The sequence below is a fragment of the Streptomyces sp. DSM 120436 genome, from assembly GCF_055778765.1.
In genome coordinates, this window is sequence record NZ_JBSKBS010000001.1 from 3,473,635 (window position 1) to 3,498,878 (window position 25,244).

The 25,244-nt window shown below is 73.9% G+C and carries 16 protein-coding genes; 9 read left to right on the forward strand and 7 right to left on the reverse strand.

Features of this window, described 5'->3' with window-relative positions:
* The first annotated feature begins 72 nt into the window (after positions 1–72).
* The 6 genes from ACWH4W_RS15520 to ACWH4W_RS15545 all read left to right on the forward strand — a co-directional run bounded on the left by ACWH4W_RS15520 (position 73) and on the right by ACWH4W_RS15545 (position 6,849).
* Positions 73–1,002, forward strand: a complete 930-nt coding sequence (locus tag ACWH4W_RS15520; protein ID WP_473076314.1) for a carbohydrate ABC transporter permease — start codon at positions 73–75, stop codon at positions 1,000–1,002.
* Between the two features lie 16 nt (positions 1,003–1,018).
* Positions 1,019–1,954 carry a carbohydrate ABC transporter permease gene (locus ACWH4W_RS15525; RefSeq protein ID WP_473076315.1) on the forward strand — a complete coding sequence of 312 codons (936 nt, stop codon included), beginning with the start codon at positions 1,019–1,021 and terminating at the stop codon, positions 1,952–1,954.
* A gap of 183 nt (positions 1,955–2,137) precedes the next feature.
* Positions 2,138–3,349: an ROK family transcriptional regulator gene (locus ACWH4W_RS15530; protein ID WP_473076316.1), complete on the forward strand. Its 1,212-nt coding sequence runs from the start codon at positions 2,138–2,140 to the stop codon at positions 3,347–3,349.
* Positions 3,350–3,483: 134 nt separating this feature from the next.
* A complete protein-coding gene (locus tag ACWH4W_RS15535; protein WP_473077508.1) occupies positions 3,484–4,587 on the forward strand; it encodes an ABC transporter substrate-binding protein in 1,104 nt (367 codons plus the stop codon).
* A gap of 178 nt (positions 4,588–4,765) precedes the next feature.
* Entirely contained in the window at positions 4,766–5,557 is a 792-nt protein-coding gene (locus ACWH4W_RS15540) for an ATP-binding cassette domain-containing protein (RefSeq protein WP_473076317.1), read from the forward strand.
* A complete protein-coding gene (locus tag ACWH4W_RS15545; protein WP_473076318.1) occupies positions 5,554–6,849 on the forward strand; it encodes a sugar ABC transporter permease in 1,296 nt (431 codons plus the stop codon). The genes ACWH4W_RS15540 and ACWH4W_RS15545 overlap by 4 nt, the downstream gene beginning before the upstream one ends.
* A 138-nt stretch (positions 6,850–6,987) precedes the next feature.
* Here ACWH4W_RS15545 and ACWH4W_RS15550 read toward each other — a convergent pair whose 3' ends face one another.
* Positions 6,988–7,620: a LysE family translocator gene (locus tag ACWH4W_RS15550; RefSeq protein ID WP_473076319.1), complete on the reverse strand. Its 633-nt coding sequence runs from the start codon at positions 7,618–7,620 to the stop codon at positions 6,988–6,990.
* Positions 7,621–7,846: 226 nt separating this feature from the next.
* Between ACWH4W_RS15550 and dxs the strand changes: the two genes are divergently transcribed.
* Both dxs and ACWH4W_RS15560 read left to right on the forward strand, forming a co-directional pair.
* Entirely contained in the window at positions 7,847–9,781 is a 1,935-nt protein-coding gene (gene dxs / locus ACWH4W_RS15555; protein WP_473076320.1) for a 1-deoxy-D-xylulose-5-phosphate synthase, read from the forward strand.
* Positions 9,782–9,963: 182 nt separating this feature from the next.
* Positions 9,964–11,484 (forward strand): amino acid permease, encoded by a 1,521-nt coding sequence (locus tag ACWH4W_RS15560; protein WP_473076321.1) that lies wholly within the window; start codon positions 9,964–9,966, stop codon positions 11,482–11,484.
* Between the two features lie 72 nt (positions 11,485–11,556).
* On the opposite strand, the gene ACWH4W_RS15565 is transcribed toward ACWH4W_RS15560, so the two are convergent.
* The 6 genes from ACWH4W_RS15565 to ACWH4W_RS15590 are packed head-to-tail and all read right to left on the reverse strand — an operon-like array spanning position 11,557 to position 17,566.
* A complete protein-coding gene (locus ACWH4W_RS15565) occupies positions 11,557–12,771 on the reverse strand; it encodes a beta-ketoacyl-[acyl-carrier-protein] synthase family protein (RefSeq protein ID WP_473076322.1) in 1,215 nt (404 codons plus the stop codon).
* Positions 12,768–13,028 (reverse strand): acyl carrier protein, encoded by a 261-nt coding sequence (locus ACWH4W_RS15570; RefSeq protein ID WP_473076323.1) that lies wholly within the window; start codon positions 13,026–13,028, stop codon positions 12,768–12,770. Before ACWH4W_RS15570 ends, ACWH4W_RS15565 begins: the two co-directional genes overlap by 4 nt.
* An 8-nt stretch (positions 13,029–13,036) precedes the next feature.
* Complete coding sequence (locus ACWH4W_RS15575) at positions 13,037–14,023, reverse strand: NAD-dependent epimerase/dehydratase family protein (protein WP_473076324.1); 987 nt, start codon at positions 14,021–14,023, stop codon at positions 13,037–13,039.
* Entirely contained in the window at positions 14,020–15,618 is a 1,599-nt protein-coding gene (locus ACWH4W_RS15580) for an AMP-binding protein (RefSeq protein WP_473076325.1), read from the reverse strand. The genes ACWH4W_RS15575 and ACWH4W_RS15580 overlap by 4 nt, the downstream gene beginning before the upstream one ends.
* Positions 15,615–16,541 (reverse strand): alpha/beta fold hydrolase, encoded by a 927-nt coding sequence (locus ACWH4W_RS15585; RefSeq protein WP_473076326.1) that lies wholly within the window; start codon positions 16,539–16,541, stop codon positions 15,615–15,617. The genes ACWH4W_RS15580 and ACWH4W_RS15585 overlap by 4 nt, the downstream gene beginning before the upstream one ends.
* Positions 16,542–16,543: 2 nt before the next feature.
* Positions 16,544–17,566: a 3-oxoacyl-ACP synthase III family protein gene (locus ACWH4W_RS15590; RefSeq protein ID WP_473076327.1), complete on the reverse strand. Its 1,023-nt coding sequence runs from the start codon at positions 17,564–17,566 to the stop codon at positions 16,544–16,546.
* 162 nt (positions 17,567–17,728) lie between these two features.
* Here ACWH4W_RS15590 and ACWH4W_RS15595 point away from each other — a divergent pair, with 162 nt between their 5' ends.
* Positions 17,729–25,216, forward strand: a complete 7,488-nt coding sequence (locus tag ACWH4W_RS15595) for an SDR family NAD(P)-dependent oxidoreductase (RefSeq protein ID WP_473077509.1) — start codon at positions 17,729–17,731, stop codon at positions 25,214–25,216.
* Positions 25,217–25,244: the final 28 nt, after the last annotated feature.

Here is a 25,244-nt window from a genome sequence, read left to right on the forward strand (position 1 = left end):
CTCGACCGACGACCGCCGCGGGCCGGGGAGGAATGCCGGTCCGCGGCGGCCACACCCAGGGGCAGGGACGCCATGCGCACAGGGCAGCACCGGTTCGTCGCGGGATTTCTCCTCTTTCCCGTGGCGCTCTATCTGATCTTCGTCATCTGGCCGTACATCCAGACCTTCGGTTATTCGCTGACCGACTGGAAGGGGCAGTCGCAGACCTTCGAGTTCATCGGCCTGGACAACTACACGGCGTTGTTCAAGGACGACATCTTCATGGGTGCCATCTGGCACAACATCCTGTTCCTGGTGTTCATCCCGGTGATCACCATTCTGCTCGCGCTGTTCTTCGCGTTCATGCTGAACGCGGGCGGACGCGGCCGTTCCGGAGGGGTCTCCGGAGTCGCCGGATCGAAGTACTACCGGGTGGTCTATTTCTTCCCGCAGGTGCTGTCGCTGGCGATCCTCGCCGTCCTCTTCGGCGCCGTCTACCGCAGCGACGGCGGCGGTATGCTGAACGGCCTCCTGATCGAACTCGGGCTGGTCGAGGCGAGCAATCCGGTGGAATGGCTCAACGAGCCGAACGTCGTGCTGTGGGCCCTCATGGCGGTCGTCGTCTGGCACGGCGTCGGCTTCTATCTGGTGCTTTTCTCCGCGGCCATGCAGTCCATTCCCAGGGACATCTACGAGGCCGCACTGATCGACGGGGCGAGCCGCACCCAGTCGTTCTTCCGCATCACCCTGCCGCTGCTCTGGGACTCCGTGCAGACCGCCTGGGTCTACCTCGGCATCGCGGCGATGGACATGTTCATCCTGGTCTCCACCATGACCGCCGGCGACTACGGCGGCGGACCCGACCACCACAGCGAGGTCATGTCCACCGTGATGATGCGCAACTTCCTGCTGTACGGCCGCAGCGGCTACGCCTGCGCCATGGGCGTCATCATGCTGCTCCTCACCCTGATCGTGTCCGTGGTCATGCTGCGCGCCACCCGTCGCGAGCGCATCGAGTTCTGAGGGCGGAGCAACGACGATGAGCGCACCCCTGAAGGAAACCGCCCCCGCCGGCGACTCCACCCCGCCCCCGCCCCCGGTGAGCAAGGGCGCCGTCCGCCCCGGCGACCGGCGCGGCGAGGGCGTGGTGCTGAACGTCTTCTCACACGGCTTCCTCGCCGTGTGGGCGGTGCTGATCGTGCTGCCGCTGCTGTGGCTGGTGCTGAGCAGTTTCAAGACCGACGCGCAGATCGGCGCCTCGGCCTTCGGCTGGCCGCGGAACTGGGACCTCGGCGTCTTCTCCCGCGCCTGGGAGAAGGGCATCGGCGACTACTTCACCAGCACCGTGATCGTGCTGGTGATCTCGGTGCCGCTGACCATGCTGTTCGGCTCGATGGCCGCCTACGTGCTGGCCCGCTACGAGTTTTGGGGCAACCGCCTGCTGTACTACTTCTTCGTCGCGGGCGCGATGTTCCCCGTGTTCCTCGCCCTCGTGCCGCTGTTCTTCATGGTCAAGCGGCTCGACATGCTGAACACCTACCACGGCCTGGCCCTGGTGTACGTGGCCTACTCGCTGCCGTTCACGGTGTTCTTCATGCACGCCTTCTTCCGGACCCTGCCGACCGCGGTCTTCGAGGCGGCGATCCTGGACGGCGCCTCGCACACCCGGACGTTCTTCCAGGTCATGCTGCCGATGGCCAAGCCCGGACTGATCAGCGTCGGGATCTTCAACACGCTCGGCCAGTGGAACCAGTACATCCTGCCGACCGTGCTGATGCAGCCGCAGAGCGGTGACGACCCGGAGCGCTACGTGCTCACCCAGGGCCTCATCCAGCTCCAGCAGCAGCAGGGCTACGCCTCCGACCTGCCGGTGCTCTTCGCCGGCGTGACCATCGCGATGGTGCCCATGCTGGTGGTCTACCTGTCCTTCCAGCGGCAGGTGCAGGCCGGCCTCACCTCCGCCACCTTGAAGTAACGCAGCGGAACCCGCCCCTCACACGCCGCTCCCGTCCCAGGGAGCGGCGTGTGCGCGTAGGTCCGTGCGCCCGGAAACGGTTCAACCTCTTGACGGGAGGCGACCCGAACGGCTCAGCTTAGAGTTCACTAGTTGGACATGAACGGGGCCCCGCCGAAGCGGCCCCGCGCGCAGGAGGTCGTCGTGGAGACTCCCGGGTCGCAGTCGTCGCTGCACCGAGCCAACCTGGAGCGGGTCGTCCGGGCAGTACGTCTGGCGGGGTCCCTCACCCAGGCGGAGATCGCGAGGACGACCGGACTGTCCGCGGCCACGGTCTCCAACATCGTCCGGGAGCTCAAGGAGCGCGGCACGGTCGAGGTGACCCCCACGTCGGCGGGGGGACGCCGGGCCCGCAGCGTGTCGCTCAGCGGGGACGCCGGCATCGTCATCGGGGTCGACTTCGGCCACACCCACCTGCGGGTCGCGGTGGGCAACCTCGCTCACCAGGTGCTGGCGGAGGAGTCCGAGCCGCTGGACGTGGACGCCTCCTCCTCCCAGGGCTTCGACCGGGCGGAACAGCTGGTCAACCGGCTGGTCGAGGCCACCGGGGTGGACCGGTCCAAGGTCGCGGGCGTCGGGCTCGGCGTGCCCGGCCCGATCGACGTCGAGTCCGGCACCCTCGGGTCCACCGCGATCCTGCCCGGCTGGACCGGGACCCGTCCCGCCGAGGAGCTGCGGGGGCGGCTCGGCGTGCCGGTGCACGTGGACAACGACGCCAACCTCGGCGCCCTCGGCGAGATGGTCTGGGGCAGCGGCCGGGGCGTGCGCGACCTGGCGTACATCAAGGTCGCCAGCGGTGTCGGCGCCGGCCTGGTGATCAGCGGGAAGATCTACCGCGGCCCGGGCGGCACCGCGGGCGAGATCGGGCACATCACCCTCGACGAGTCCGGCCCGGTCTGCCGCTGCGGCAACCGCGGCTGCCTGGAGACCTTCACGGCCGCGCGCTACGTGCTGCCGCTCCTCCAGCCCAGCCACGGCACGGACTTGACCATGGAGGGCGTCGTACGGCTGGCCCGGGAGGGCGACCCGGGATGCCGACGGGTGATCGCCGACGTGGGCCGTCACATCGGCAGCGGCGTCGCCAATCTGTGCAATCTGCTGAACCCGAGCCGGGTCGTGCTCGGCGGCGATCTGGCCGAGGCCGGCGAGCTGGTCCTGGGCCCCATAAGGGAGTCCGTGGGACGCTACGCCATCCCCAGTGCCGCGCGTCAACTCTCCGTTCTCCCGGGGGCACTCGGGGGCCGCGCGGAGGTGCTGGGCGCCCTCGCCCTGGCACTGAGCGAGATGGGCGATTCGACCCTTCTGGACGGAACTGCGACGGGGACCCTCGCCGCCTCCACCCCTGCCTTCACTTAGAGAACGGATGGCACCGTTGCCATCTCGTTAAGGATTTACTTCTTGACGTCGCACGTGTGGCCGAGTTGACTTCCAGCCACCTCGGCCGCAACGTCGCGGCCTCGTCAGGGAGGTTTGTAGAAGTGAACACGCGTATGCGCCGTGCCGCCTTCGCCATCGCCGCGGGTGCGATGGCCGTCTCGCTCGCCGCCTGTGGCAGCGCCGCGGAGTCCGGCGACAAGAGCGACTCGGGCGAGTCCGCCGCCGCCAAGGGCGACGACATCAAGGTCGGTCTGCTCCTGCCGGAGAACCAGACCGCGCGCTACGAGAAGCTCGACAAGCCCTTGATCGAGAAGAAGGTCAAGGAGCTCACGAACAACAAGGGCGAGGTGGTCTACGCCAACGCCAAGCAGGACGCCAGCCTGCAGAACCAGCAGGTCGACACGATGGTGACCAACAAGGTCGACGTGCTCATCGTGGACGCGGTGGACTCCAAGGCCATCGCCGGCTCCGTGAAGAAGGCCAAGGACGCGGGCATCCCCGTCGTCGCCTACGACCGCCTCGCCGAGGGCCCGATCGACGCCTACACGTCGTTCGACAACGTGACCGTCGGCAAGACGCAGGGTGAGGCCCTGCTCGAGGCGCTGGGCGACAAGGCCAAGGACGGCCAGATCGTCATGATGAACGGCTCCTCCACCGACCCGAACGCCGCCATGTTCAAGGAGGGCGCGCACTCCGTCCTCGACGGCAAGGTCAAGATCGGGCGCGAGTACGACACCAAGGAGTGGAAGCCCGAGAACGCCAACGCCAACATGGAGGGCGCCATCTCCGCCCTCGGCAAGGACAAGATCGTCGGCGTCTACTCCGCCAACGACGGCATGGCGGGCGGCATCATCACCGCCCTCAAGGCCGCGGGCATGAAGAACATCCCGGTCACCGGCCAGGACGCCGAACTCGCGGGCGTGCAGCGCATCGTGACCGGTGAGCAGTACATGAGCGTCTACAAGCCGTACCCGCAGGAGGCGGAGGTCGCCGCGGAGATGGCCGTCGCGCTGGCCCAGGGCAAGTCGCTGGACTCCATCGCCAAGGACAAGGTCGACAGCCCCACCACCAAGGGGATCCCGTCGGTGATCGTCCCGGTCGTCTCGCTGACCCAGGACAACATCAACGACACCGTGATCAAGGACGGCATCTACACCGTCCAGGAGATCTGCACGGGCAAGTACAAGGCCGCCTGCGACAAGATCGGCCTCAAGTAAGCAGTCCCGCCGCCCGTCGGTGAGGGGAGTCCGCAGACCCGGACTCCCCGACGGGACGACTGCCACGCGCTTCCGCCGGCGCCCCGCACACATCAGCCCCGCAAGCTACGCGGGGCGCCGGTCGGAACACCCCCCCAATCCCTTGCACAACCTCCCGCCGGGTCAGGCGGCGAAGGAGATGGTTCACGTGTCCGCTACGCCCGTGCTGGCGTTGCGCGGGGTCTCCAAGCGGTTCGGTGCCGTCCAGGCGCTCACCGACGTCGAGCTTGAGGTCCACGCCGGTGAAGTGGTCGCCCTGGTGGGCGACAACGGCGCCGGAAAATCCACGCTGGTCAAGACGATCGCCGGCGTGCACCCCATCGATGAAGGCGTCATCGAGTGGGACGGCAGGCCCGTGCAGATCAACAAGCCGCACGACGCCCAGAACCTGGGCATCGCGACGGTGTACCAGGACCTCGCGCTGTGCGACAACATCGATGTCGTCGGCAACCTCTACCTGGGCCGGGAGCTGCGCAGGCGCGGCGTCCTGGACGAGGTGGAGATGGAGCGCCGCTCCCGCGAGCTCCTCGACACCCTGTCGATCCGCATCCCCAGCGTCCGCATCCCGATCGCCTCGCTGTCCGGTGGTCAGCGCCAGGTGGTCGCCATCGCCCGGTCCATGCTCGGCGAGCCCAAGCTGGTCATCCTGGACGAGCCCACCGCCGCCCTCGGCGTCGAGCAGACCGCGCAGGTCCTCGACCTGGTCGAGCGGCTGCGCGAGCGCGGCCACGCGGTCATCCTCATCAGCCACAACATGGCGGACGTGAAGGCCGTGGCGGACAAGGTCGCCGTGCTGCGCCTCGGACGCAACAACGGTGTCTTCGAGGTCAAGTCGACCTCGCAGGAAGAAATCATCTCCGCCATCACGGGCGCCACGGACAACGCCGTGACCCGTCGTGCGGCGCGCACCAATGGGGAGATCGCGAAGTGAGCACCGAGAAGACCTCCACCCCCGCCGCCGAGGACCACTCCGTGGCGAACCCCGACGCGCCCGCCAAGGCGGTCACCGCGGTCGACCCCCGGCTGCTGGTGCGCGAACAGGGCCTGGCGGGCTACTGGAACGAGTTCAAGCGGAAGATGAAGGCGGGTGACCTCGGCTCCATCCCCGTGGTGGTCGGCCTGCTGGTCATCTGGGCCATCTTCACCAGCCTGAACGGCAACTTCCTCACCGCCGGCAACTTCTCCGACATGTCCGTCGCCATGGTCGGCACCGGCATGATCGCCGTCGGCATCGTCTTCGTCCTGCTGCTCGGCGAGATCGACCTGTCGGTCGGTTCCGTCAGCGGTGTCGCGGGCGCCACGTTCGCCGTGCTGAACATCACGAACGGCATGAACGAGATCCTGGCCCTGGTGCTGGCGATCCTCACGGGCACCGTCGCCGGTGCGATCCACGGCTTCATCTTCGCCCGGATCGGCGTGCCCGCCTTCGCCGTCACCCTCGCCGGCCTGCTGTTCTGGCAGGGCTTCATGCTCCAGATCCTCGGCTCCAACGGCACCATCAACCTGGACTCCGAGGGCCTGGTCGTCAAGCTGACCAGCTACTACTTCAGCGACGTGGCCGCCGCGTACGGTCTGGCGCTGTTCGCGACCGTGGCGTACTTCCTCGCCGCGTTCTTCGACAGCCGCCGCCGCGAGGCCGCCGGGGTGCCCTCCCGCCCGCTGAACGAGATCATCGTGCGGACGGCGCTGCTCGCGGTCCTGGCCTTCGCCGTCGCGATCGTGTTCAACCAGTACAAGGGCCTGCCGCTGGCCGTGGTGATCTTCCTGGCCTTCCTGGTCCTCACGGACTTCGTGCTGCGCCGCACCTCCTACGGCCGCAAGGTGTTCGCGCTCGGCGGCAGCGTCGAGGCGTCCCGCCGCGCCGGCATCAACGTGGAGCTGATCCGGATCTCGGTCTTCGCGATCGCCGGCACCTTCGCCGCGATGGGCGGTCTGTTCGTCGCCTCGAAGATCGCCTCCGCGAACCAGGGCGCCGGTACCGGTGAGTTCCTGATGAACGTCATCGCCGCGGCGGTGATCGGCGGCACCTCGCTCTTCGGCGGCCGGGGCCGCACGTGGGACGCGCTGCTCGGTGTGATGGTCATCGTGTCCATCCAGTACGGGCTGGCGCTGGAGGGCATCGCCTCCCCGGTGCAGTACATGATCACCGGTGGTGTGCTGCTCGCCACCGTCGTCATCGACGCGGTGACGCGGAAGACGCAGAAGACCGCGGGACGGGCCTAGCCCTGACCTGTCGGCCGCGGACCGGTTCCGGCCGGCCGCGCCCACGCGGCGAAGCCGCGGGCCGACAGAGCCCCGCGCCCCTCTGGGCGTCACCGCTGCCCGGTGCCTTCACGGTGCCGGGCAGCGGTGTTTCGGGGATCAGGCCGTCGTGGCGGCCAGGCTCACGCCCATGGCGATGAACAGCCAGCCCGTGGTCAGGTCCCAGCGGTGGCGGACGGCCGGCCGGGCGAGGAAGGCCCGTGACCGGGCCGCCACGGCGACCACGGCGAACCAGTAGGCGATGCCGATCAGGACGTCCAGGGCGCCGAGGAGGAAGATCTGCCGCGCGGGTGAGCCCGTGCCGTGCACGAACTGCGGCAGGACGCTGAGGAAGAACAGCGCCGCCTTCGGGTTGAGCACGTTGGTGAGGAAGCCCTCCGTGAAGCCCGGCCGTCCGCGGGCCGCTCCGTCCGCGGGCGCCGCCGTCCCGGCGCCGTGTCCGCGGGAGGCCCGCCGGGCCGCCAGGACCGCCCGGACCCCGAGCAGGACCAGATACGCCGCGCCGAGCAGCTTGACGACGCCGTAGACCACGGGGGAGCGGGCGGCGACGAGCGACAGGCCCGCGGCGGCGGCCAGCATGTGCACGCACAGCCCGGTCTGGGCGCCCAGCGCCGCGGCCCGTCCCCGGGCGGGGCTGTCGGCGGCCGAGCGCACCACCACCAGGAAGTCCGGCCCGGGGACCGGGCAGGCCACCACGACGACACCGGGGAACCCCGTCAGGTCGACCGTCATCCGCGCTCCTCGGCCCGTCGGCGGCCCGTCCGCCGCCGGACGGCCCTCCGGTACCCGTGCGGGACGCGGACAGACGGACGGAGCCGGGAGGGCTCGACGCCTCGTTCGCGGGTACTGCCGATCGGGTGACGTACGACGCACCGCCCCGGGAACGATCGGTTGAGCGGAAGATTAGACTCGACCCGCCCGGCAACAGCTCGATCAGCTCTACTGCAAGGAGGCACGGGTGCCGCTGCTGACCCGCATCAGGGGACCGCGCGATCTGGACCGGCTCACCCTGGAGGAGCTCGACCAGCTGGCCGGGGAGATCCGGACCTTCCTCGTCGACGCGGTCTCCAAGACCGGCGGCCATCTCGGCCCCAACCTCGGCGTGGTGGAGCTCACCATCGCCCTGCACCGGGTGTTCGAGTCCCCCAAGGACAAGGTCCTCTGGGACACCGGCCACCAGTCCTACGTGCACAAACTGCTGACCGGCCGGCAGGACTTCTCCAAGCTGAAGATGAAGGGCGGCCTCTCGGGCTACCCCTCGCAGGCCGAGTCCGAGCACGACGTCATCGAGAACAGCCACGCCTCCACCGTCCTCGGCTGGGCCGACGGCATCGCCAAGGCCAACCAGCTCATGAAGCGCGACGACAGCCACGTCGTCGCGGTCATCGGCGACGGCGCCCTCACCGGCGGCATGGCCTGGGAGGCGCTCAACAACATCGCCGACGCCAAGGACCGCCCGCTGGTCATCGTCGTCAACGACAACGAGCGCTCCTACTCGCCCACCATCGGCGGCCTCGCCAACCACCTGGCGACCCTGCGCACCACCGACGGCTACGAGCGCTTCCTGACCCGCACCAAGGACCTCCTGGAGCGCACCCCGGTCGTCGGCCAGGCCCTCTACGACACCCTGCACGGCGCGAAGAAGGGCCTGAAGGACTTCATCGCCCCGCAGGGCATGTTCGAGGACCTCGGCCTGAAGTACGTCGGCCCCATCGACGGCCACGACATCGAGGCCCTGGAGTCCGCGCTGGCCCGCGCCAAGCGGTTCAACGGCCCGGTGATCGTGCACTGCATCACCGAGAAGGGCCGCGGCTACCAGCCCGCCCTCCAGGACGAGGCGGACCGCTTCCACGCCGTCGGCAAGATCCACCCCGACACGGGCCTGCCGATCGCCACCTCGGGCGCCGACTGGACGTCCGTCTTCGGCGAGGAGATGGTCAGGCTCGGCGAGGAGCGCGAGGACGTCGTCGCCATCACCGCCGCCATGCTCCAGCCGGTCGGCCTCGACAAGTTCGCCAAGCGCTTCCCCGACCGGGTCTACGACGTCGGCATCGCCGAGCAGCACGGCGCGGTCTCCGCCGCCGGCCTCGCCCACGCGGGCGTCCACCCCGTCTTCGCCGTGTACGCCACCTTCCTGAACCGCGCCTTCGACCAGGTGCTCATGGACGTGGCCCTGCACCGGTGCGGCGTGACCTTCGTGCTGGACCGGGCCGGCGTCACCGGCACCGACGGCGCCTCCCACAACGGCATGTGGGACATGTCGATCCTCCAGGTCGTGCCCGGGCTCCGGCTCGCCGCCCCGCGCGACGCCGACCAGGTGCGCGCCCAGCTCCGCGAGGCCGTCGCCGTCGAGGACGCCCCCACCGTGGTGCGCTTCTCCAAGGGCGCCGTCGGTCCCGCCGTGCCCGCCGTGGGCCGCGTCGGCGGCATGGACGTGCTGCGCGAGCCCGGCACCGACACCCCCGACGTGCTGCTGGTCTCCGTGGGCGCCCTCGCGCCGATGTGCCTGGAGGCCGCGTCCCTGCTGGACCGGCAGGGCATCTCCACCACCGTCGTCGACCCGCGCTGGGTCAAGCCCGTCGACGAGGCCATGGCCCCGCTCGCCGCGAAGCACCGCGTCGTCGTCACCGTCGAGGACAACTCGCGCGTCGGCGGTGTCGGCTCCGCGATCGCCCAGGCGCTGCGCGACGCCGGGGTGGACATGCCGCTGCGCGACTTCGGCATCCCGCCGCGCTTCCTCGACCACGCCTCGCGCGCCGAGGTGCTCGCCGAGATCGGGCTGACCGCCCCGGACGTCGCCCGCCAGGTCACCGGTCTCGTGGCCAAGCTGGACGGGAGGTACGAGCGCTCCTCCGCGGACGCCGTCGACTCGGTGGAGCCCGCCCGGGACTGACCCGCCGTCCGCGCGCGACCCGCCGTCACGGGGCCGGTCGCGCTCACGTGGTCCGGACGGGCCGCGCGTGCCACTGTGAGGAGTGGCGCGCGCGGCCCGCTCGCGTGAAGGCGCCCGCGTCGGGGCATGCGCGTCACGCCCCCTCTCGATCATGTCGAGGACGACAAGCGTGGGAGGTACCCGTGACCAGCCCCCTCTTCCGGACGAAGAAGGTGGAGGAGTCCATCCGCGACACCGAGGAGCCCGAGCACGCCCTCAGGAAGTCCCTGTCCGCGCTGGATCTCACCGTCTTCGGTGTCGGCGTCATCATCGGCACCGGCATCTTCGTCCTCACCGGTACGGTCGCCAAGGACAACGCCGGGCCGGCCACCGCCCTGGCCTTCGTGGTGGCCGGTGTCGTCTGCGCGCTCGCCGCGCTCTGCTACGCCGAGTTCGCCTCCACCGTCCCCGTGGCGGGCTCCGCGTACACGTTCTCGTACGCCTCCCTGGGCGAGCTGCCGGCCTGGATCATCGGCTGGGACCTGGTCCTGGAGTTCGCGCTCGGCACGGCGGTGGTGGCCGTCGGCTGGTCGGGCTACATCCAGTCGCTCATGGAGAACGCCGGGTGGGAGATGCCCGCGGTGCTCGGCAGCCGCGAGGGCTCCGACGTGTTCGGCTTCGACATCCTCGCCGCCGCCCTGGTGCTGGTGCTCACCGGCATCCTCGTCCTCGGCATGAAGCTGTCCGCCCGGGTCACCTCGGTCGTCGTCGCCATCAAGGTGACCGTCGTGCTGGTCGTGATCATCGCCGGCGCCTTCTTCGTCACCGCCGACAACTACGACCCGTTCATCCCGCCCGCCCAGCCCGTCCCGGCCGGGCAGAGCCTCGACTCCCCGCTGATCCAGCTGATGTTCGGCTGGGCCCCGGCCAACTTCGGCGTGATGGGCATCTTCACCGCCGCCTCGGTGGTCTTCTTCGCCTTCATCGGCTTCGACATCGTCGCCACGGCCGCGGAGGAGACCAAGAACCCGCAGCGCGACATGCCCCGCGGCATCCTCGGCTCGCTGTTCATCTGCACCCTGCTGTACGTCCTGGTGTCGATCGTCGTCACCGGCATGCAGCACTACACCGAACTGTCCGTGGACGCCCCGCTCGCGGACGCGTTCAAGGCCACCGGGCATCCCTGGTTCGCCGGCTTCATCAGCTTCGGGGCCGCCGTCGGCCTGACGACCGTCTGCATGATCCTGCTGCTCGGCCAGACCCGGGTGTTCTTCGCGATGAGCCGCGACGGGCTGCTGCCCCGCTTCTTCTCCCGGGTGCACCCGCGCTTCAAGACCCCGCACCGGCCGACCATCCTGCTCGGCGTCCTCATCGCGGTGCTGGCCGGCTTCACCCCGCTCAACGAACTGGCCGCGCTGGTGAACATCGGCACGCTGTTCGCCTTCGTCATCGTCGCGATCAGCGTGCTCATCCTCCGCCGCACCCGGCCCGACCTGCCCCGCGCCTTCCGCGCCCCGTGGGTGCCGGTGCTGCCGATCGTGTCGGTGGCGGCCTCGCTGTGGCTGATGCTCAACCTGCCCGCCGAGACCTGGGTCCGGTTCGGCGTCTGGATGGCGATCGGCGTCGTCGTGTACTTCCTCTACAGCCGCCGGCACAGCCGGCTGGCGCGCGGGCGGGACGCGGAGCCCGGCGCCGTCGGATCCCCCGGCGGGGGACCCGGCTGACCCGGCCGGTCCGCCCGGCCTCGGAGGCCCGGGGCCCGCACCCGAGCGGTGCGGGCGCCGGGCCCCGGGGCGTCAGGAGGCGAACGCCAGGACGACGTTGTGCCCGCCGAACCCGAACGAGTGGCTGACCGCCACCCGGACGTCCTGGCGGCGCGGCTCCTTGGTGACGCAGTCGATGCCGAAGCCCGCCGCGGGCGCCCGCAGGTTGCCGACCGGCGGCACCGTGCGGTGCTGGAGGGTCAGCACGGTCAGCGCCGCCTCGACGGCGCCCGCCGCCCCCAGGCCGTGCCCCAGCACGCCCTTCGGCGCGGTCACGCTCGGGCGGTGCGGCAGCACCCGGGAGATCAGGGCCGCCTCACCCGCGTCGTTGAGCTGCGTGGAGGTGCCGTGCGCGTTGACGTGGTCGACGTCGCCCGGCACCAGGCCCGCGTCCGCGAGAGCGGCGCGCAGGGCGTCCTCCGCCCCCCGGCCGTCCGGGTCGGGCGCCGTCGGGTGGTGCGCGTCCGAGGCGCTGCCGCAGCCCACGAGCCGGGCCCGCACGGACGCGCCGCGCGCCTTTGCGTCCCGGGTGCGCTCCAGGACGAGGACGCCCGCGCCCTCCGCGAGGACGAACCCGTCCCGGTCCTCGGCGAACGGCCGGGACGCGGTGGCCGGCGCGTCGGTGCGCCCGGACAGCGCGCCCATGCGCCAGAAACCGGCGGCGGCGAGCGGGGAGAGGGCCGCCTCGGTGCCGCCCGCCACGGCGATGTCGCACCGGCCGGCGGCCAGCAGGTCGCGGGCCACGGCCAGGGCGGTGGCGCCGGACGCGCACGCCGTGGCCGGGGCGAGGGCCGGCCCGCGCGCCCCGAGGTCGATGGAGACCTCCCCGGCCGCCATGTTCGGCAGGACCTGCGGGACGGTCAGCGCGGACACCAGACGGGCGTCCCCCCGCTCCAGGCGCCTGCCCTGCTCCTCGCGCACCGCGTCCGCGCCGATGCCGCAGCCGATGACGACGGCGACCCGCCCGGCGTCCCACGTCACCGGGTCCAGGCCGGCGTCGTGGACCGCCTCCCGGGCGGCCAGCACCGCCAGCACGGCGTTGCGCGCCATGCGCCACGAGGCGCGCCCGACGCGCCGGTCCAGCTCCTCGCGGGACAGCGGGACGCGGCAGGAGAAGTCGACGGGCAGACCCGCCAGCGCCGGGTCGCGGGACGCCGTGCCCGCCCCCCGGCACACCGCGTCCCAGGCGGCGCCGGCGCCCTCCCCGGCCGGGGTGACCAGGCCCAGACCCGTGACGGCGACGGTCACGAGGGCCCCACCGGGCGGGCGCCCTCCGCCCGCAGCGCGTCGAGGTGCCGGGCGGCCTCCTCCAGGGTGGCGGTGCGGGAGGCGGCCTCGGTGCTCATCCGCACGCCGAGGCGTTCGTGGAGGACGAGCACCAGCTCGGTCAGGGCGAGCGAGTCCAGGTCGAGCTGCGCGAACGTGCGCCCGGGCTCGATCTCGTCCTCGGGGACGCGGAAGCTGCTGGTCAGGACGGATCGCAGAATGTCGTAGGAGTCCGGCACGGTGAGTCCTAGCTGAGTCGGGACGGGAGGAGTTCCGCGACGCCCTCGTCGAACGAGACGGGCGGCACGAAGCCGAGGTCGCGGCGCGCCGCGGTGAGGTCGAAGTGGTGCGGGTGGCGCAGTTCCTCGACGAGGAACCGGCTCAGGGCGTGCGTGCGGGTGCTGCCGGCCAGCCGCAGCAGGGCGTCGGCCGCCGTCGCCGCACCGGCCGCCAGCGGGGGCGGCACGGCGCACCAGCGGGCGCGGATCCCGGCCGCCCGCAGGAAGTGCCCGGTGATCTCGCGCAGGGTCCGCGGGTCGCCCTGACTGATGAAATAGGCCCGGCCGCCCGCCTCGGGCGACCGCCGCAGCCGGTCCAGGGCGAGCAGGTGGGCGTGGGCGGCGGTACGGACGTGGGTGGTGTCGACGAGGTTGCCGCCCTGCCCCGGCATCGGCAGCAGACCGGCCCGCACGGCGCGCGCGAGGGCGGGCCCGAAGTGCGGGTCGCCCGGCCCCCAGACGATGTGCGGGCGCAGCGACACCGTCGCCAGGCCCGGTCCGTGCGCGGCGAGCACCAGCGCCTCCGCGCGCGCCTTGGTCGCCGGGTAGGGCGCCAGGTGCTGGAGGGCGTACGGCAGGCTCTCGTCGACGCCCTCCAGGCCGCCGGGGCGGAAGACGACACTGGCGGTGGAGGTGAACACCAGCGTGCGCACGCCGTGGGCCCGGCACTGCGCGATCACGTGCCGGGTGCCGAGGACGTTGGTGGTCCAGTACGGCCGGGGCGGGCCGCTGACCCCGGCCAGGGCGGCGTTGTGGACGACGGCGTCCTGGCCGGCGACCGCGCGGGAGACCGCCCCGGCGTCGGCGAGGTCGCCCAGGTGCTGCCGGACGCCCAGCCGCTCCAGTGCGGTGCTGTGCCGCCGGTTCAGGGAGACCACGGTGTCCCCCCGGCCGCGCAGGCGGCGGCAGAGCTCCAGGCCGAGGAAGCCGCTCCCTCCGGTGACGAGGACCTTCACGGCAGCCTCCCGCGCAGCCGCCGGGCGGCCCAGCCGGCCAGCCGGCCCCGGTCGGTCTTGGAGTTGTGCCGGGGGTCGGTGGGGAAGCCGGGGTGCAGCAGGTAGGCGCCCACCCGGTGTCCGTCCGGATGCCCCCGCACGACCTCCCGCACGGCCGCCAGAGCGCCGGCGCGGGCGACGGAGGGCAGCAGCTCCACGCAGAGCACGGGCAGTTCGCGGCGGGCCGTCCCGACACCGACCAGGGCGGTGCGCCGCACGCCCGGCGCGGTGTCCGCCGTCGCCTCCAGGTCCTCGGGGGCGAGCGTGAAGGCCGCGCCCGTGTCCGTGTCCACCCCGGTCACCAGGTGCGCCCTGCGGCCGAGGAACCACAGCCGGCCCTCGTCGTCGATCCGGCCGAGGTCGCCCGTGCGGTGCAGCAGGCCCTCGCCGGTGACGCTCTTGGCGGCGGCGTCGGCGTCCGGGCGCCCGTGGTAGGCGGGGCTGACCACGGGGCCGCCCACCGCGATCTCGCCGGCCCCGGTGGCGTCGGCGTCCAGGATCCGGGCCCGGACGCCCGGCAGCGGGCGGCCCAGGCAGGTGCCGGCGTGCCCGGCGGGCGGGGCGGTGCGGGTGTCGCGCAGCTCGTGGTCGCCGATCGAGGAGACGGGCAGGCACTCCGTCGCGCCGTAGACGCTGAGGATCTCCGCGTCGTCCGGCACCACGGCGCGCAGCGCCTCGGCGAGGCCGACGCGCAGCGGCGCGCCGAAGGACAGCACCTGCCGCACCGAGGGCAGCCGGACGCCGTGGCGGAGGCAGTGCCGCGCGAGCAGGGTGAGCACGGCGGGCGACGCCAGGACGACGGTGGCCCGGTGTTCCAGGACCGGCCCCACCACCTCCCGCGGCCGGGTGCGGGCCGGGGCCAGGTGGTCGACCGCCGGGACGACGGTGACCGGACCCAGCAGCGGACCGAGCAGGGCGATGGGCAGGAAACCGGCGAGGAGGACGTCGTCGGGCCGGGGGGCGATCAGCGCGGTCAGCGCGTCGAGCTGCCCGGCCACCGTGGAGAGCCGGTACTCGGCGCCCTTGGGCCGCCCCGTGGAGCCGGAGGTGAAGGCGATCAGGGCGGTGTCGTCGGCGTCGGGCTCGTGCGGGTCCGGCGGGGTCTCCGGGCCGGCGTCCGGCGCCGTGGTGACCAGCCGCCGCACGCCCGGGACCGGGGCCGGGCCGGTGACCAGGGGGATGCGCACGTGCGGCCGGCCCCAGCGCAGGACGCGGCGTCCGAGGTGGGCCAGGGCCTCGCCGACGAAGACGTCCGGGGCGACGTCCTCCAGGCAGCGGCTCACCTCGGCGCGCGGCTCGATCAGCACCGGCACGGCGCCGAGCACGCCGAGGGCGTAGGTGACGGCCGTCAGGTCGTGGGCGTCGCGCGTCATCACGACGGCCTTGTGGCCGGGCCGCACCCCGGCCTCGTGCAGCGCGCGGGCGATCCGGTGGCAGTCGCGCAGCAGCTCGCCCCGGCCGACCTCGCGGGACGCGCCCCCGCGGCACGTCACCAGCGCGAGGCCGTCGGGCCGTCCGGCCAGCCGGGCGGCGAGCCCGGAAACGGTCGCGGTCATCGTTCCCCCAGGAAGTCGCGGACGAGGCAGGCCAGTTCGGGCGCCGCGTCCTCCATCACGTAGTGGCCGGCCGCCGGGAAGCGGTGGACGGCGGCCCGGGGGAAACGGCGCTCCCACTCGCCCAGCAGGTCCGGGGTGAAGACGGGGTCGCGCATGCCCCAGCCGACGAGCAGCGGCAGCTCGGCCAGCCCCGGTCCGGAAGCGGGCGGTTCGAGGAGCCGCCAGACGGGGTCGTCCGGGTCCCGGGGGATGGCCCGCACGGCGTCGGTCACCGCCCCGCGTTCGGCGCGGCGGGCGTACGGCCTGAGGAGGGCGCGGCGTTCGGCGGGGGGCAGCGGGCGGCGCACCCCGGCGCGCACGGCGGTCCGGGCGAAACCGTTGGTCAGGTGGACCAGGCCGGCGACCGGCCGGTGGTCGCGGATCCAGCGCAGGTAGAACGGCAGCCGGAACCCCTCGGGGAAGGGGAAGGCCACCGTGTTGCAGACGACGAGCCGCTCCACCACGCCCGGGTTGCGCAGCGCCCAGGCCGCGCCGAGCGGACCGCCCCAGTCGTGCAGCACGAACGTCCAGCCCTCCGCGGGCAGGCCGCGGTCGCGCACCAGGTGGCGGTGGAGGGCGTCCAGGCCCTCCAGCTGCGCCTCGTACGGGTCGGGCACCCCGCCCGCCGGGCGCAGGTGCCGGGACATCCCGAACCCCGGCAGGTCGGGCGCCAGGCAGCGGGCGTGCGGGGCCAGCCGGTGCAGCAGCCCGCGCCAGACGTAGCTCCACGACGGGTTGCCGTGCAGGAACAGCACCGGCCGCCCGCCGCCGAGGTCGAGGTAGTGCTGTCCGGTCACCGGCACGCGCCGCCAGTGCCGGGGCGCCGGGTATCCCGGCATCAGCCGCTCCAGCACGTCGGCCGCCGGGGTCCGCCCCGTCCGCACGGTCACCACCGGACCAGGGCCAGGCCGAAGCTGAACCCGCTGGCCAGGCCGATCATCGCCACCAGGTCCCCGCGCTCGATCCGGTCGGCGCGCACCGCCTTCGTCAGCTGCAACGGCAGGGAGGCCGCCGCGCAGTTGCCGTGCTCGGCCACCGCGGGCATGCACCGGTCCTCCGGCAGCCCGAACATCTCGAGGGTCTCCCGGTACTGCGGCATCGCGATCTGGTGGAAGGCGACGAACGCGCAGGACGACACCGCGCCCAGCTCCTTTGCCGCCGTCTCGAGGATGCGCGGCAGCGCGTCCAGGGCGCCCTGCCGCAGGTCGCCGTTGAGCCGCAGCGTGGTGTGGTCGTCGTGCACCGACAGGTGGTGCATGCTGCCCCCGCCGGCCACCGTGCAGGCCTCCCAGGCCGCGGAGTTGCTGACGAACCGCAGCGACAGCACACCGGGGTCGCCGTCGCCCGCCGGTCCCGCGGTGAGGATCATCGCCGCGCCCGCGTCGGAGGCGGTGTAGCCCGGCAGGGCGCGCAGCAGGGTCTGCCGGTCGGGGGCGTGCCAGCGGGTCGCCAGGGTGGCGGGCTCGCCGCAGGCGATCAGCACCGTGCGGTAGCGGCCCGCCTCGATGAACGACGTCGCCACCTCCATCGCGTTGAGGACGCTGTTGCAGGCGTTCTTCACGTCGAACACCGGGCAGGTGGCGCCCAGTTTGGCCGCGACGAGGTGGGAGGTGGCGGGCTCGATCAGGTCCTGCGCGGTGGACGCGAACAGCAGCAGGTCGACGTCGCCCGTCTTCAGTCCCGCCTCGTCGAGCGCCTGGCGGGCGGCGGCCACGGCGAGGTCGGAGGCGTTCTCGCCGTCCTCGTGCACATGGACGCCGCGCACCCCGGTGAGGTCCTCCAGCAGGCCGGGGGGCGGCGCGTAGCCGCCGGTCGCGGCGATCCGGGCACGGATCTCCTCCATGGTCCGGTAACGGGACGGCAGATGGGCGGTGACGGCCGCGATGCGGGCACGCAGGGCTTCGGGCACCGGGTCACCGTAGCGGCGACGACATCACCCGTCAGGCCCAAAAGCCCTCAGGGCACTCATCTTCACCCCAACGAGTGGGCCCCGCTGGCGTTTTCGAACCGGGATGTTCTCTACTCCGCTCACGAAGGTCGGCAACAGGCGTGAGAGGACGGGGACTTGGCGATGCAGCAGTGCGAACGAGCCGTGGCGGTGGTGGGGATCGGCTGCCGGCTTCCGGGAGGCGTCACCGATCTGGACGGGCTGTGGTCCGTGCTGCGCGAGGGGCGGGACATGGTCACCGAGATGCCCGCCGACCGCTTCCCCAGGGACCGGACGGTCGACCCGGGAGCGGTCCGTCCGGGCCGCAGCTACACCGCCGCCGGCGGCTTCCTGCCGGACGTGGCCTCCTTCGACGCCGCCTACTTCGGCATGTCGCCCGCCGAGGCCCGGCACGTCGACCCGCAGCAGCGGCTCCTGCTGGAGATGGCCGCCGAGGCCCTCGACGACGCCGGCGTCCCCGCCGAGTCGCTGGCCGGGTCGGACACCAGCGTGTACGTCGGCGTCTCCGACCCCGCGTACGGCGTCGGCCTGTCGATGACGCCGGACCACACCAGCCCGCACACCATGCCCGGCGCCACCCTGTCCATCACCGCCAACCGCCTGTCGTACGCCTTCGACCTGCGCGGCCCCAGCATGGCCGTCGACACCGCCTGCTCCTCCGCCCTGGTCGCCCTGGACCGCGCCTGCCGCACCCTGCACGAGGGCACCGGACGCGTCGCGCTCGCCGCCGGCGTCAACGTCCTGACCAGCCCCTACTCGTTCGCCGGTTTCTCGTACGCCGGCATGCTGTCCCGGCGCGGGCGGTGCGCGGCCTTCTCCGCCGACGCCGACGGCTTCGTCCGCGCCGAGGGCGGCGCCGTCCTCGTCCTCAAGCGCCTCGCCGACGCGGTCGCGGACGGCGACCGGATCCACGCCGTGCTCGCAGCCACCGGCAACAACACCGACGGCCGCAGCACCGGCATGATCGTGCCCAGCGCCGAGACGCAGGAGGCGCTGCTGCACGCGGTGTACGCACGGGCCGGCGTCGGCCCCGACGACCTGCTGTACGTCGAGGCGCACGGCACCGGCACCCAGGCCGGCGACCCCGCGGAGGCCGAGGCCATCGGCCGCGCCCTCGGCCGGCGGCGCGGCCGCGGCCCGCTGCCGATCGGTTCGGTGAAGTCCAACCTCGGCCACCTGGAGCCCGCCTCCGGCATGGCGGGCCTGCTCAAGGCGATCCTGGTGCTGCGCCACCGGCTCGTCCCGAAGTCCCTGCACGCCCTCCCGCTCAACCCCCGCATCGACTTCGACGGCCTGAACCTCGCCCCCGCCGTCGAGCCCGTCCGCGTACCGGACGACGAGCGGGCGGCCGTCGGCGTGAGCGCCTTCGGCTTCGGCGGGGCCAACGCCCACGCCGTCGTCGTCCCGCCGCCAGCCGCACCGCAGCCGGAGCCCGACGGGCCCGGACGCCCGCTGCCGCTGATGGTGTCCGCGCGCTCCGGCGCCGCGCTCAGGGAACTGGCCGGCCGCATGGCCGAACGGCTGCGGGCCGCGGACCCGGGGGAGTTCTACGACCTGGCCCGCACCAGCACCGTACGGCGCACCGCCCACCCGCACCGCGCCGCCGTCCTGGCCGCCGACCCGGCGGACGCCGCCCGGCAGCTCGACCTCCTGGCGGCCGCGGAACCCGCCCGCGGCGCCGTCGTCCGGATGAGCGAGCGGGAAGGCACCGCGTTCGTCTACTCCGGCAACGCCTCCCAGTGGCCCGGCATGGGCGCCGACCTGCTCGGATCCGAACCGGTCTTCCGCCGGGCCGTCGAGGAGGCCGACGCGGCCCTCGCCCCGCACCTGGCCCGTTCCGTCGCCAAGGAACTGGCCCACCCCTCCCCCCGTGCCTGGCAGCGCACGGAGATCGCCCAGCCCGCCCTGTTCGCCCTGCAGGTGGGGCTCACCGCGCTGCTCGCCTCGTACGGGGTGCGGCCCGGCGCGGTGGCCGGGCACAGCGTCGGCGAGGTCGCCGCCGCCCACGCCGCCGGCATCCTCACTCTGGAGCAGGCCGCGCTGGTGATCGCCGAACGCAGCCGCACCCAGGGCACCACCGCCGGCCGGGGCCGCATGGCCGCCGTCGGCCTGCCCGAGGAACGGGCCCGTGAGGAACTGGCCCGCCACGACGGTTCCCTGGAGATCGCGGGAGTCAACAGCGACCGGGACGTGACCGTGGCCGGAGACGCCGACGCGCTCGCCGCCTGGGGCGCGGAGCTCACCGCCCGCGGCGTGTTCTTCCGCGACCTCGGCCTCGACTACGCCTTCCACAGCCGGGCCATGGACCCCCTCCGCGAGCCGCTGCTCGCCGCGCTGGACGGACTCGCCCCCGCCCCCGCCCGCGTCCCGTTCCTCTCCACCGTCACCGGCACCCTCCTGGACGGGCCCGAACTGGACGCCTGCTACTGGTGGCGCAACGTGCGCGAACCGGTCAGGTTCGCCGAGGCCGCCGCCCGCCTCACCGACGGCCACGCCGGCACCCTCGTGGAGATCGGCCCGCACCCGGTGCTCCGCCCCTACCTGCGCCGCACCGGCGCCACCTGCGTGCCCACCCTGCACCGCGACGGCGACGGCCCCCGCGAGACGGCCGCCGCGGTCGCCGCCGTCCTCGCCGCCGTGCCCGGCGCGGACCTGCGCGCGCACTTCCCCCGCCAGGGCCGCGTCGCCGACCTGCCCGCCTACCCCTGGCAGCGGCAGCGGTACTGGCACGGCACCCCGCAGGGCCTGATCAGCGGCACCAGCGGCAACGGCCTGCTCGACCACCCCCTCGTCGGCGAGCGGATGCCCGCCCCACACCCGGTGTGGCACGGCACCGTCGAACCGCAGCTGGTGCCCTGGCTCGGCGACCACCGGATCGGCGACGACGTCCTCATGCCGGCCGCCGCCTACGTCGACATGGCGCTCAGCGCGGGCCGGCTGGCCCTGGACCGGCCCGTGGAGGTGCGGCACCTGGAGATCGGCCGGCCGCTGTCCGTGCCGTGGCCCGACCCGACCCCGGTCGCCCTCCAGACCGCCGTCACCCCCGACGACGGCGCGCTCACCGTCAGCGTCCGCGAGGAACACCACGGGGAGTGCCGGCCCGTCGTCCGCGCCCAGGTCCGCAGCCTGCTCGGCGCCGCACCGGGTCCGCTCGACGTCGACGCGCTGCGCGCCCGCTGCGCACGCACCCTGGACGGCCCCGAGTTCTACCGCGCCTGCCACGCCATCGGCCTGAACTGCGGCCCCGGCTTCCAGCTCATCGAGCGCGTCGACGCCGGCGACGGCGAGGTCCTCGTCTCCTACCGGCTGCGGCACGACGCCGCCGCCCACACCGCCCACCCGGTCCTGCTCGACGCCCCGCTCCAGGCCACCGTCGCCCTCGCCGGACCGACCGCGGAGTCCGCCGCGTTCCTGCCCACCGTGTTCGGCGCCGTCCGCGTCTGGCGCACCCCCTCGCCCACCGGGATCGTCCACCTGCGCCGGCGCTCCCGCAGCGCCAACGAGATGTGCTGGGACATCACCTACGCCGACCCCGACGGAACCGTCACCGCCGAGATCGACGGCTGCCTCACCCGCCGCGGCCACCTGACCGGGGACACCCCGCTCACCGTCCAGCGCACCGTGCTCCGCGCCGCCCCGCACCCGGGCGCCCCGGCGGACCCCGGCCCGCTGCCCGCCCCCGCCGAACTGGCCCGCGCCGCCGCGCCCCGCCTCACCGCCGCACGGGCCGCCCTGGACGACACCGGCCACCACCGCTTCGTCGCCGCCGCCGCACGCGCCGGCGCCCACTGCTGGGCCGCCGCCCTGCGCGGCCTGCTCACCGACCCCGGCGCCCCCTTCACCGTCGCCGACCTGGTGACGGGCGGCATGCAGCCCCGGCACCGGCGGGCGGCCCGCCTCATGCTGCCGCTGCTGGCCGCGCACGGCCTGGCCCGGCAGGACGGCGACCACTGGTGGCTGACCGGCGCAGGCGAGGCGCCCGGGACCGTGCTGCGGACGCTGGTGGAGGACCACCCCGGCCACGGCGCCGAGACCCTCCTGCTCAACCGGCAACTGCGCCGCCTGCCCGAGGTGGTGCGGGGCGTGACCGACGCGGCCGGCCTCCTGCCGCCCGGCGACAGCACCCTCGACCAGCTCCACGAGACCGGCCCCGCCCACCGCTACACCCACCGGGCCGTGCAGGCGGTGCTCGGCGCCCTCGTCGAACGCTGGCCCGCGGACCGGCCGTTGCGCGTCCTGGAGATCGGCGCCACCACCGGCGCCCTGACCGCCGCGGTCCTGCCCGTGCTCCCCGCCGACCGCACGCGGTACCTCTGCACGGCTCCCGTCGACAGCGGCTTCGCCCGCGCCGAACACCGCTTCGCCCGCTACGACTTCACCGAGTACCGCGCCCTGGACCCGGACAGCGACCTCCTCGCCCAGGGCCTGCCGCGCGGCGGCTTCGACCTCGTCCTCGCGGGCGACGCCCTGCACGCCACCACCGACGTCGCCGCGACCCTGCGCCGGCTGCGCACCGTGCTCACCCCCGGCGGCCACCTGCTGGCCGCCGAACCCCACGACGCCGTGCTCCAGGCGCTGCGGTCCGGCATGCTGAACGACTTCTGGGAGCGCGACGACCGCGCGCTGCGCCCCGCCTGCCGCGTCCTGCCCCGCGACCGGTGGGCGCCGCTGCTGGAGGAGTGCGGCTTCACCGGCGTCGTCCAGCACGGCCCGGAGGACCGCAGCCTGCTCCTCGCCGCCGCACCTCGGGAGCGGGAGGCCGCCGCAGCGGGCGGTGACGGGGCGTCCGGGACGGTGGAGGACGCTTCCGAGGGTGCCGTCGAGGCCCCCCGGACGGCGCAGACCACGGCGCAGGCCGCCACCGAGCCGCCCCGTACGCCCGCGGGCCCCGCCCCCTGGGTGGTCGCCGTCGAGGACGGCACCGAGACGGCGACCGCGCGGGAACTGGCCGCCCTGCTCGACGGGGCCGCCGTCGTCACCGCACCCGACGACCCCGCCGCCTGGCGCGGAACGCTCCCCGCCGGCACCGGCCCGCGCGTCGTCCTGCTGCTCGCGGAGCCCGGCCCTGACGACACCGTCCCGCGGACCGTCCGCCGCGCCGCCCTGCTGCGCTCCCTGGCCGCCGCCTGCGCGTCCGCCGAGGGCCGCACGCAGCCCCAGGTGTGGCTGGTGACGCGGCCCACCGGCCTGTTCCCGGCCCCCGAGCAGCCGGCCCACCCGGGCGACGCGGCCGTCTGGGCGGCCTGCCGCACCCTCGCCAACGAGCGGCCCGACCTGAGCCTGCGGCGTCTGTCCTGCCACCGCACCGGCGACCCCGTCGCCGACGCCCGGCGTCTCGCCGGGGAACTCCTCGCCACCGCCGACGACGACCCGGGCGCCCGCGAGGACGAGGTCGTGCTGACCGGGGGAGGGCGGTTCGTCCCCCGGCAGGTGCAGCACCCGGCGGGCGAGGCCCCGGCCGTCCCGGGCGGCACGCCGTACGTCCTGGAGGTCCGCGACCCCGGCCTGCACCGGCGGCTGGTCTGGCGCGAGACGGAGCTGCCGGTACCGGGACCGGGCGAGGTGACCGTCGAGCTGCGGGCCGTGGCCCTGAACTACCGCGACCCCATGCGCGCCAACGGTCTGCTGCCGCCCGAGGCGGTGGAGGGCAGCCCCCTCGCGAGGGGGCTCGGCACCGACGGTGCGGGCATCGTGCACGCCGTCGGACCCGACGTGCGCGGACTGCGGCCCGGCGACCGGGTCACCGGCCTCATGCCGGCCGCCCTCGCCTCCCACACGACGACCCCCGCGGCCGCCGTCGTCCGCATCCCCGACGCGATGAGCTTCGCGGAGGCCGCCACCTTCCCCGTCGCCTTCCTGACCGTCCACCACACCCTGGTCCACCAGGCCCGTCTCACGGAAGGCGAGACCGTCCTCGTGCACGGCGGGGCCGGGGCGGTCGGCCTCGCCGTCCTCCAGTGCGCCCGCCGGCAGGGCGCCCGCGTCATCGCCACCGCCGGCACGGAGACCAAGCGGGACCTGCTGCGCACGCTCGGCGCCGACCACGTCCTCGACTCCCGCAGCCTGGACTTCGTCCCGAAGGTGCGCGAACTCACCGGCGGGCGGGGCGTGGACGTCGTGGTGAACTCCCTCAGCGGCGAGGCCATCGCCCGCGGCCTCGACCTGCTCCGCCCCAACGGCCGCTTCATCGAGCTCGGCAAGCGGGACATCTTCCGCAACAACCCGCTCACCCTGCGCCCGTTCGACCGCAGCCTCACCTTCATCGGCTTCAACCTCGACGCCGTCATCGACGCCCCGGCCCTGCGCTCCCGGCTCATCGAGGACTTCGGCGCCCTGGTCGACGCCGGCGCCTACCGGCCGCTGCCCCACACGGCCCACCCCGCCGCCCGGGTCGACGAGGCGTTCCACCTCCTCCAGCACTCCCGGCACACCGGGAAGGTCGTGGTCACCTTCGACCCGCTCGACGAACCCGTCCCGGTGGAGCCCGCGCCCGGCGCCCTCCGCCTCGACGGCGACGGCACCTACCTGGTCACCGGCGGCACGGGCGGCTTCGGCGCCGCCACCGCCCGCCGCCTCGCCGACCTGGGCGCCCGGCACCTGGCCCTGGTCTCCCGCCGGGGCCCCGACGCGCCCGAGGCGCCCGCCCTGCTCCGGGACCTCACCGAACGGGGCGTACGGGCCACCGTCCACGCCGCCGACGTCACCGACGAGGCCGCGCTGCGCCGGATCGTCGACGCCGTGGAGGCCGGCGGGCACCCCCTGCGCGGTGTCGTGCACGCGGCCATGCACCTGGACGACGCGGCGCTCGCCGACCTCACCGACGAGCGGTTCGCCGCCGTGCTGGCGCCCAAGGCGGGCGGCGCGGCCCTCCTCGACCGCCTCACCGCGGGCCGCGACCTGGACCTGTTCCTCGCCCACTCGTCCGTGTCCGCCGCCATCGGCAATCCGGGGCAGGCCGCCTACGCGGCGGCCAACGCGTACCTGGAGGCGCTCGCCCGGGCCCGCCGCGCCGCCGGCCGGCCGGGCACGGCCCTGGCCTGGGGGCCGATCGGCGGCACCGGGTACGTCGCGCGCACCGGGATGGAGTCCGCGATGACCGAACGCGGCCTCGAACTCCTCGCCCCCGGCGAGGCCCTGGACACGGCCGGACGCCTGCTGGCCGCCGGGACCGACGTCGCCGGGGTGGGCCGCTACCGCTGGGGAGCCGCACGCCACCTGCTGCCCGCGCTGGCCACCCCCCGGTTCGCCCGGCTGGCCCCGGCCACCGGCGTGGCCTCCCCGGACGCCCGTGACGAACTGCTGCGCACCCTGGCCGGGCTGTCCGCCGAGGAGGCCGTGGAGAAGATCACCGAGACGCTCACCCAGCTCCTCGCGACGGTCCTCCAGACCGACCCGTCGGGCCTGGACGCGGCGCACAACGTCACCGACTACGGTCTGGACTCCCTGCTCGGCATGCAGTTCCTGGTCCAGGCGAGGGACCTGTTCGACGTCCGCCTCGCCCCGGCCGACCTGGCCACCGGCCGCACCCTCGGGCACTTCGCCCGCCTGGTGCACCAGCGCCTCGGCCTCGGGGCCGGCGAGGAGCAGCCGGGGGAGCAGCAGGGGGAGTAGCCGGGAGCGCGGCCGTCCTCGGCGCCCG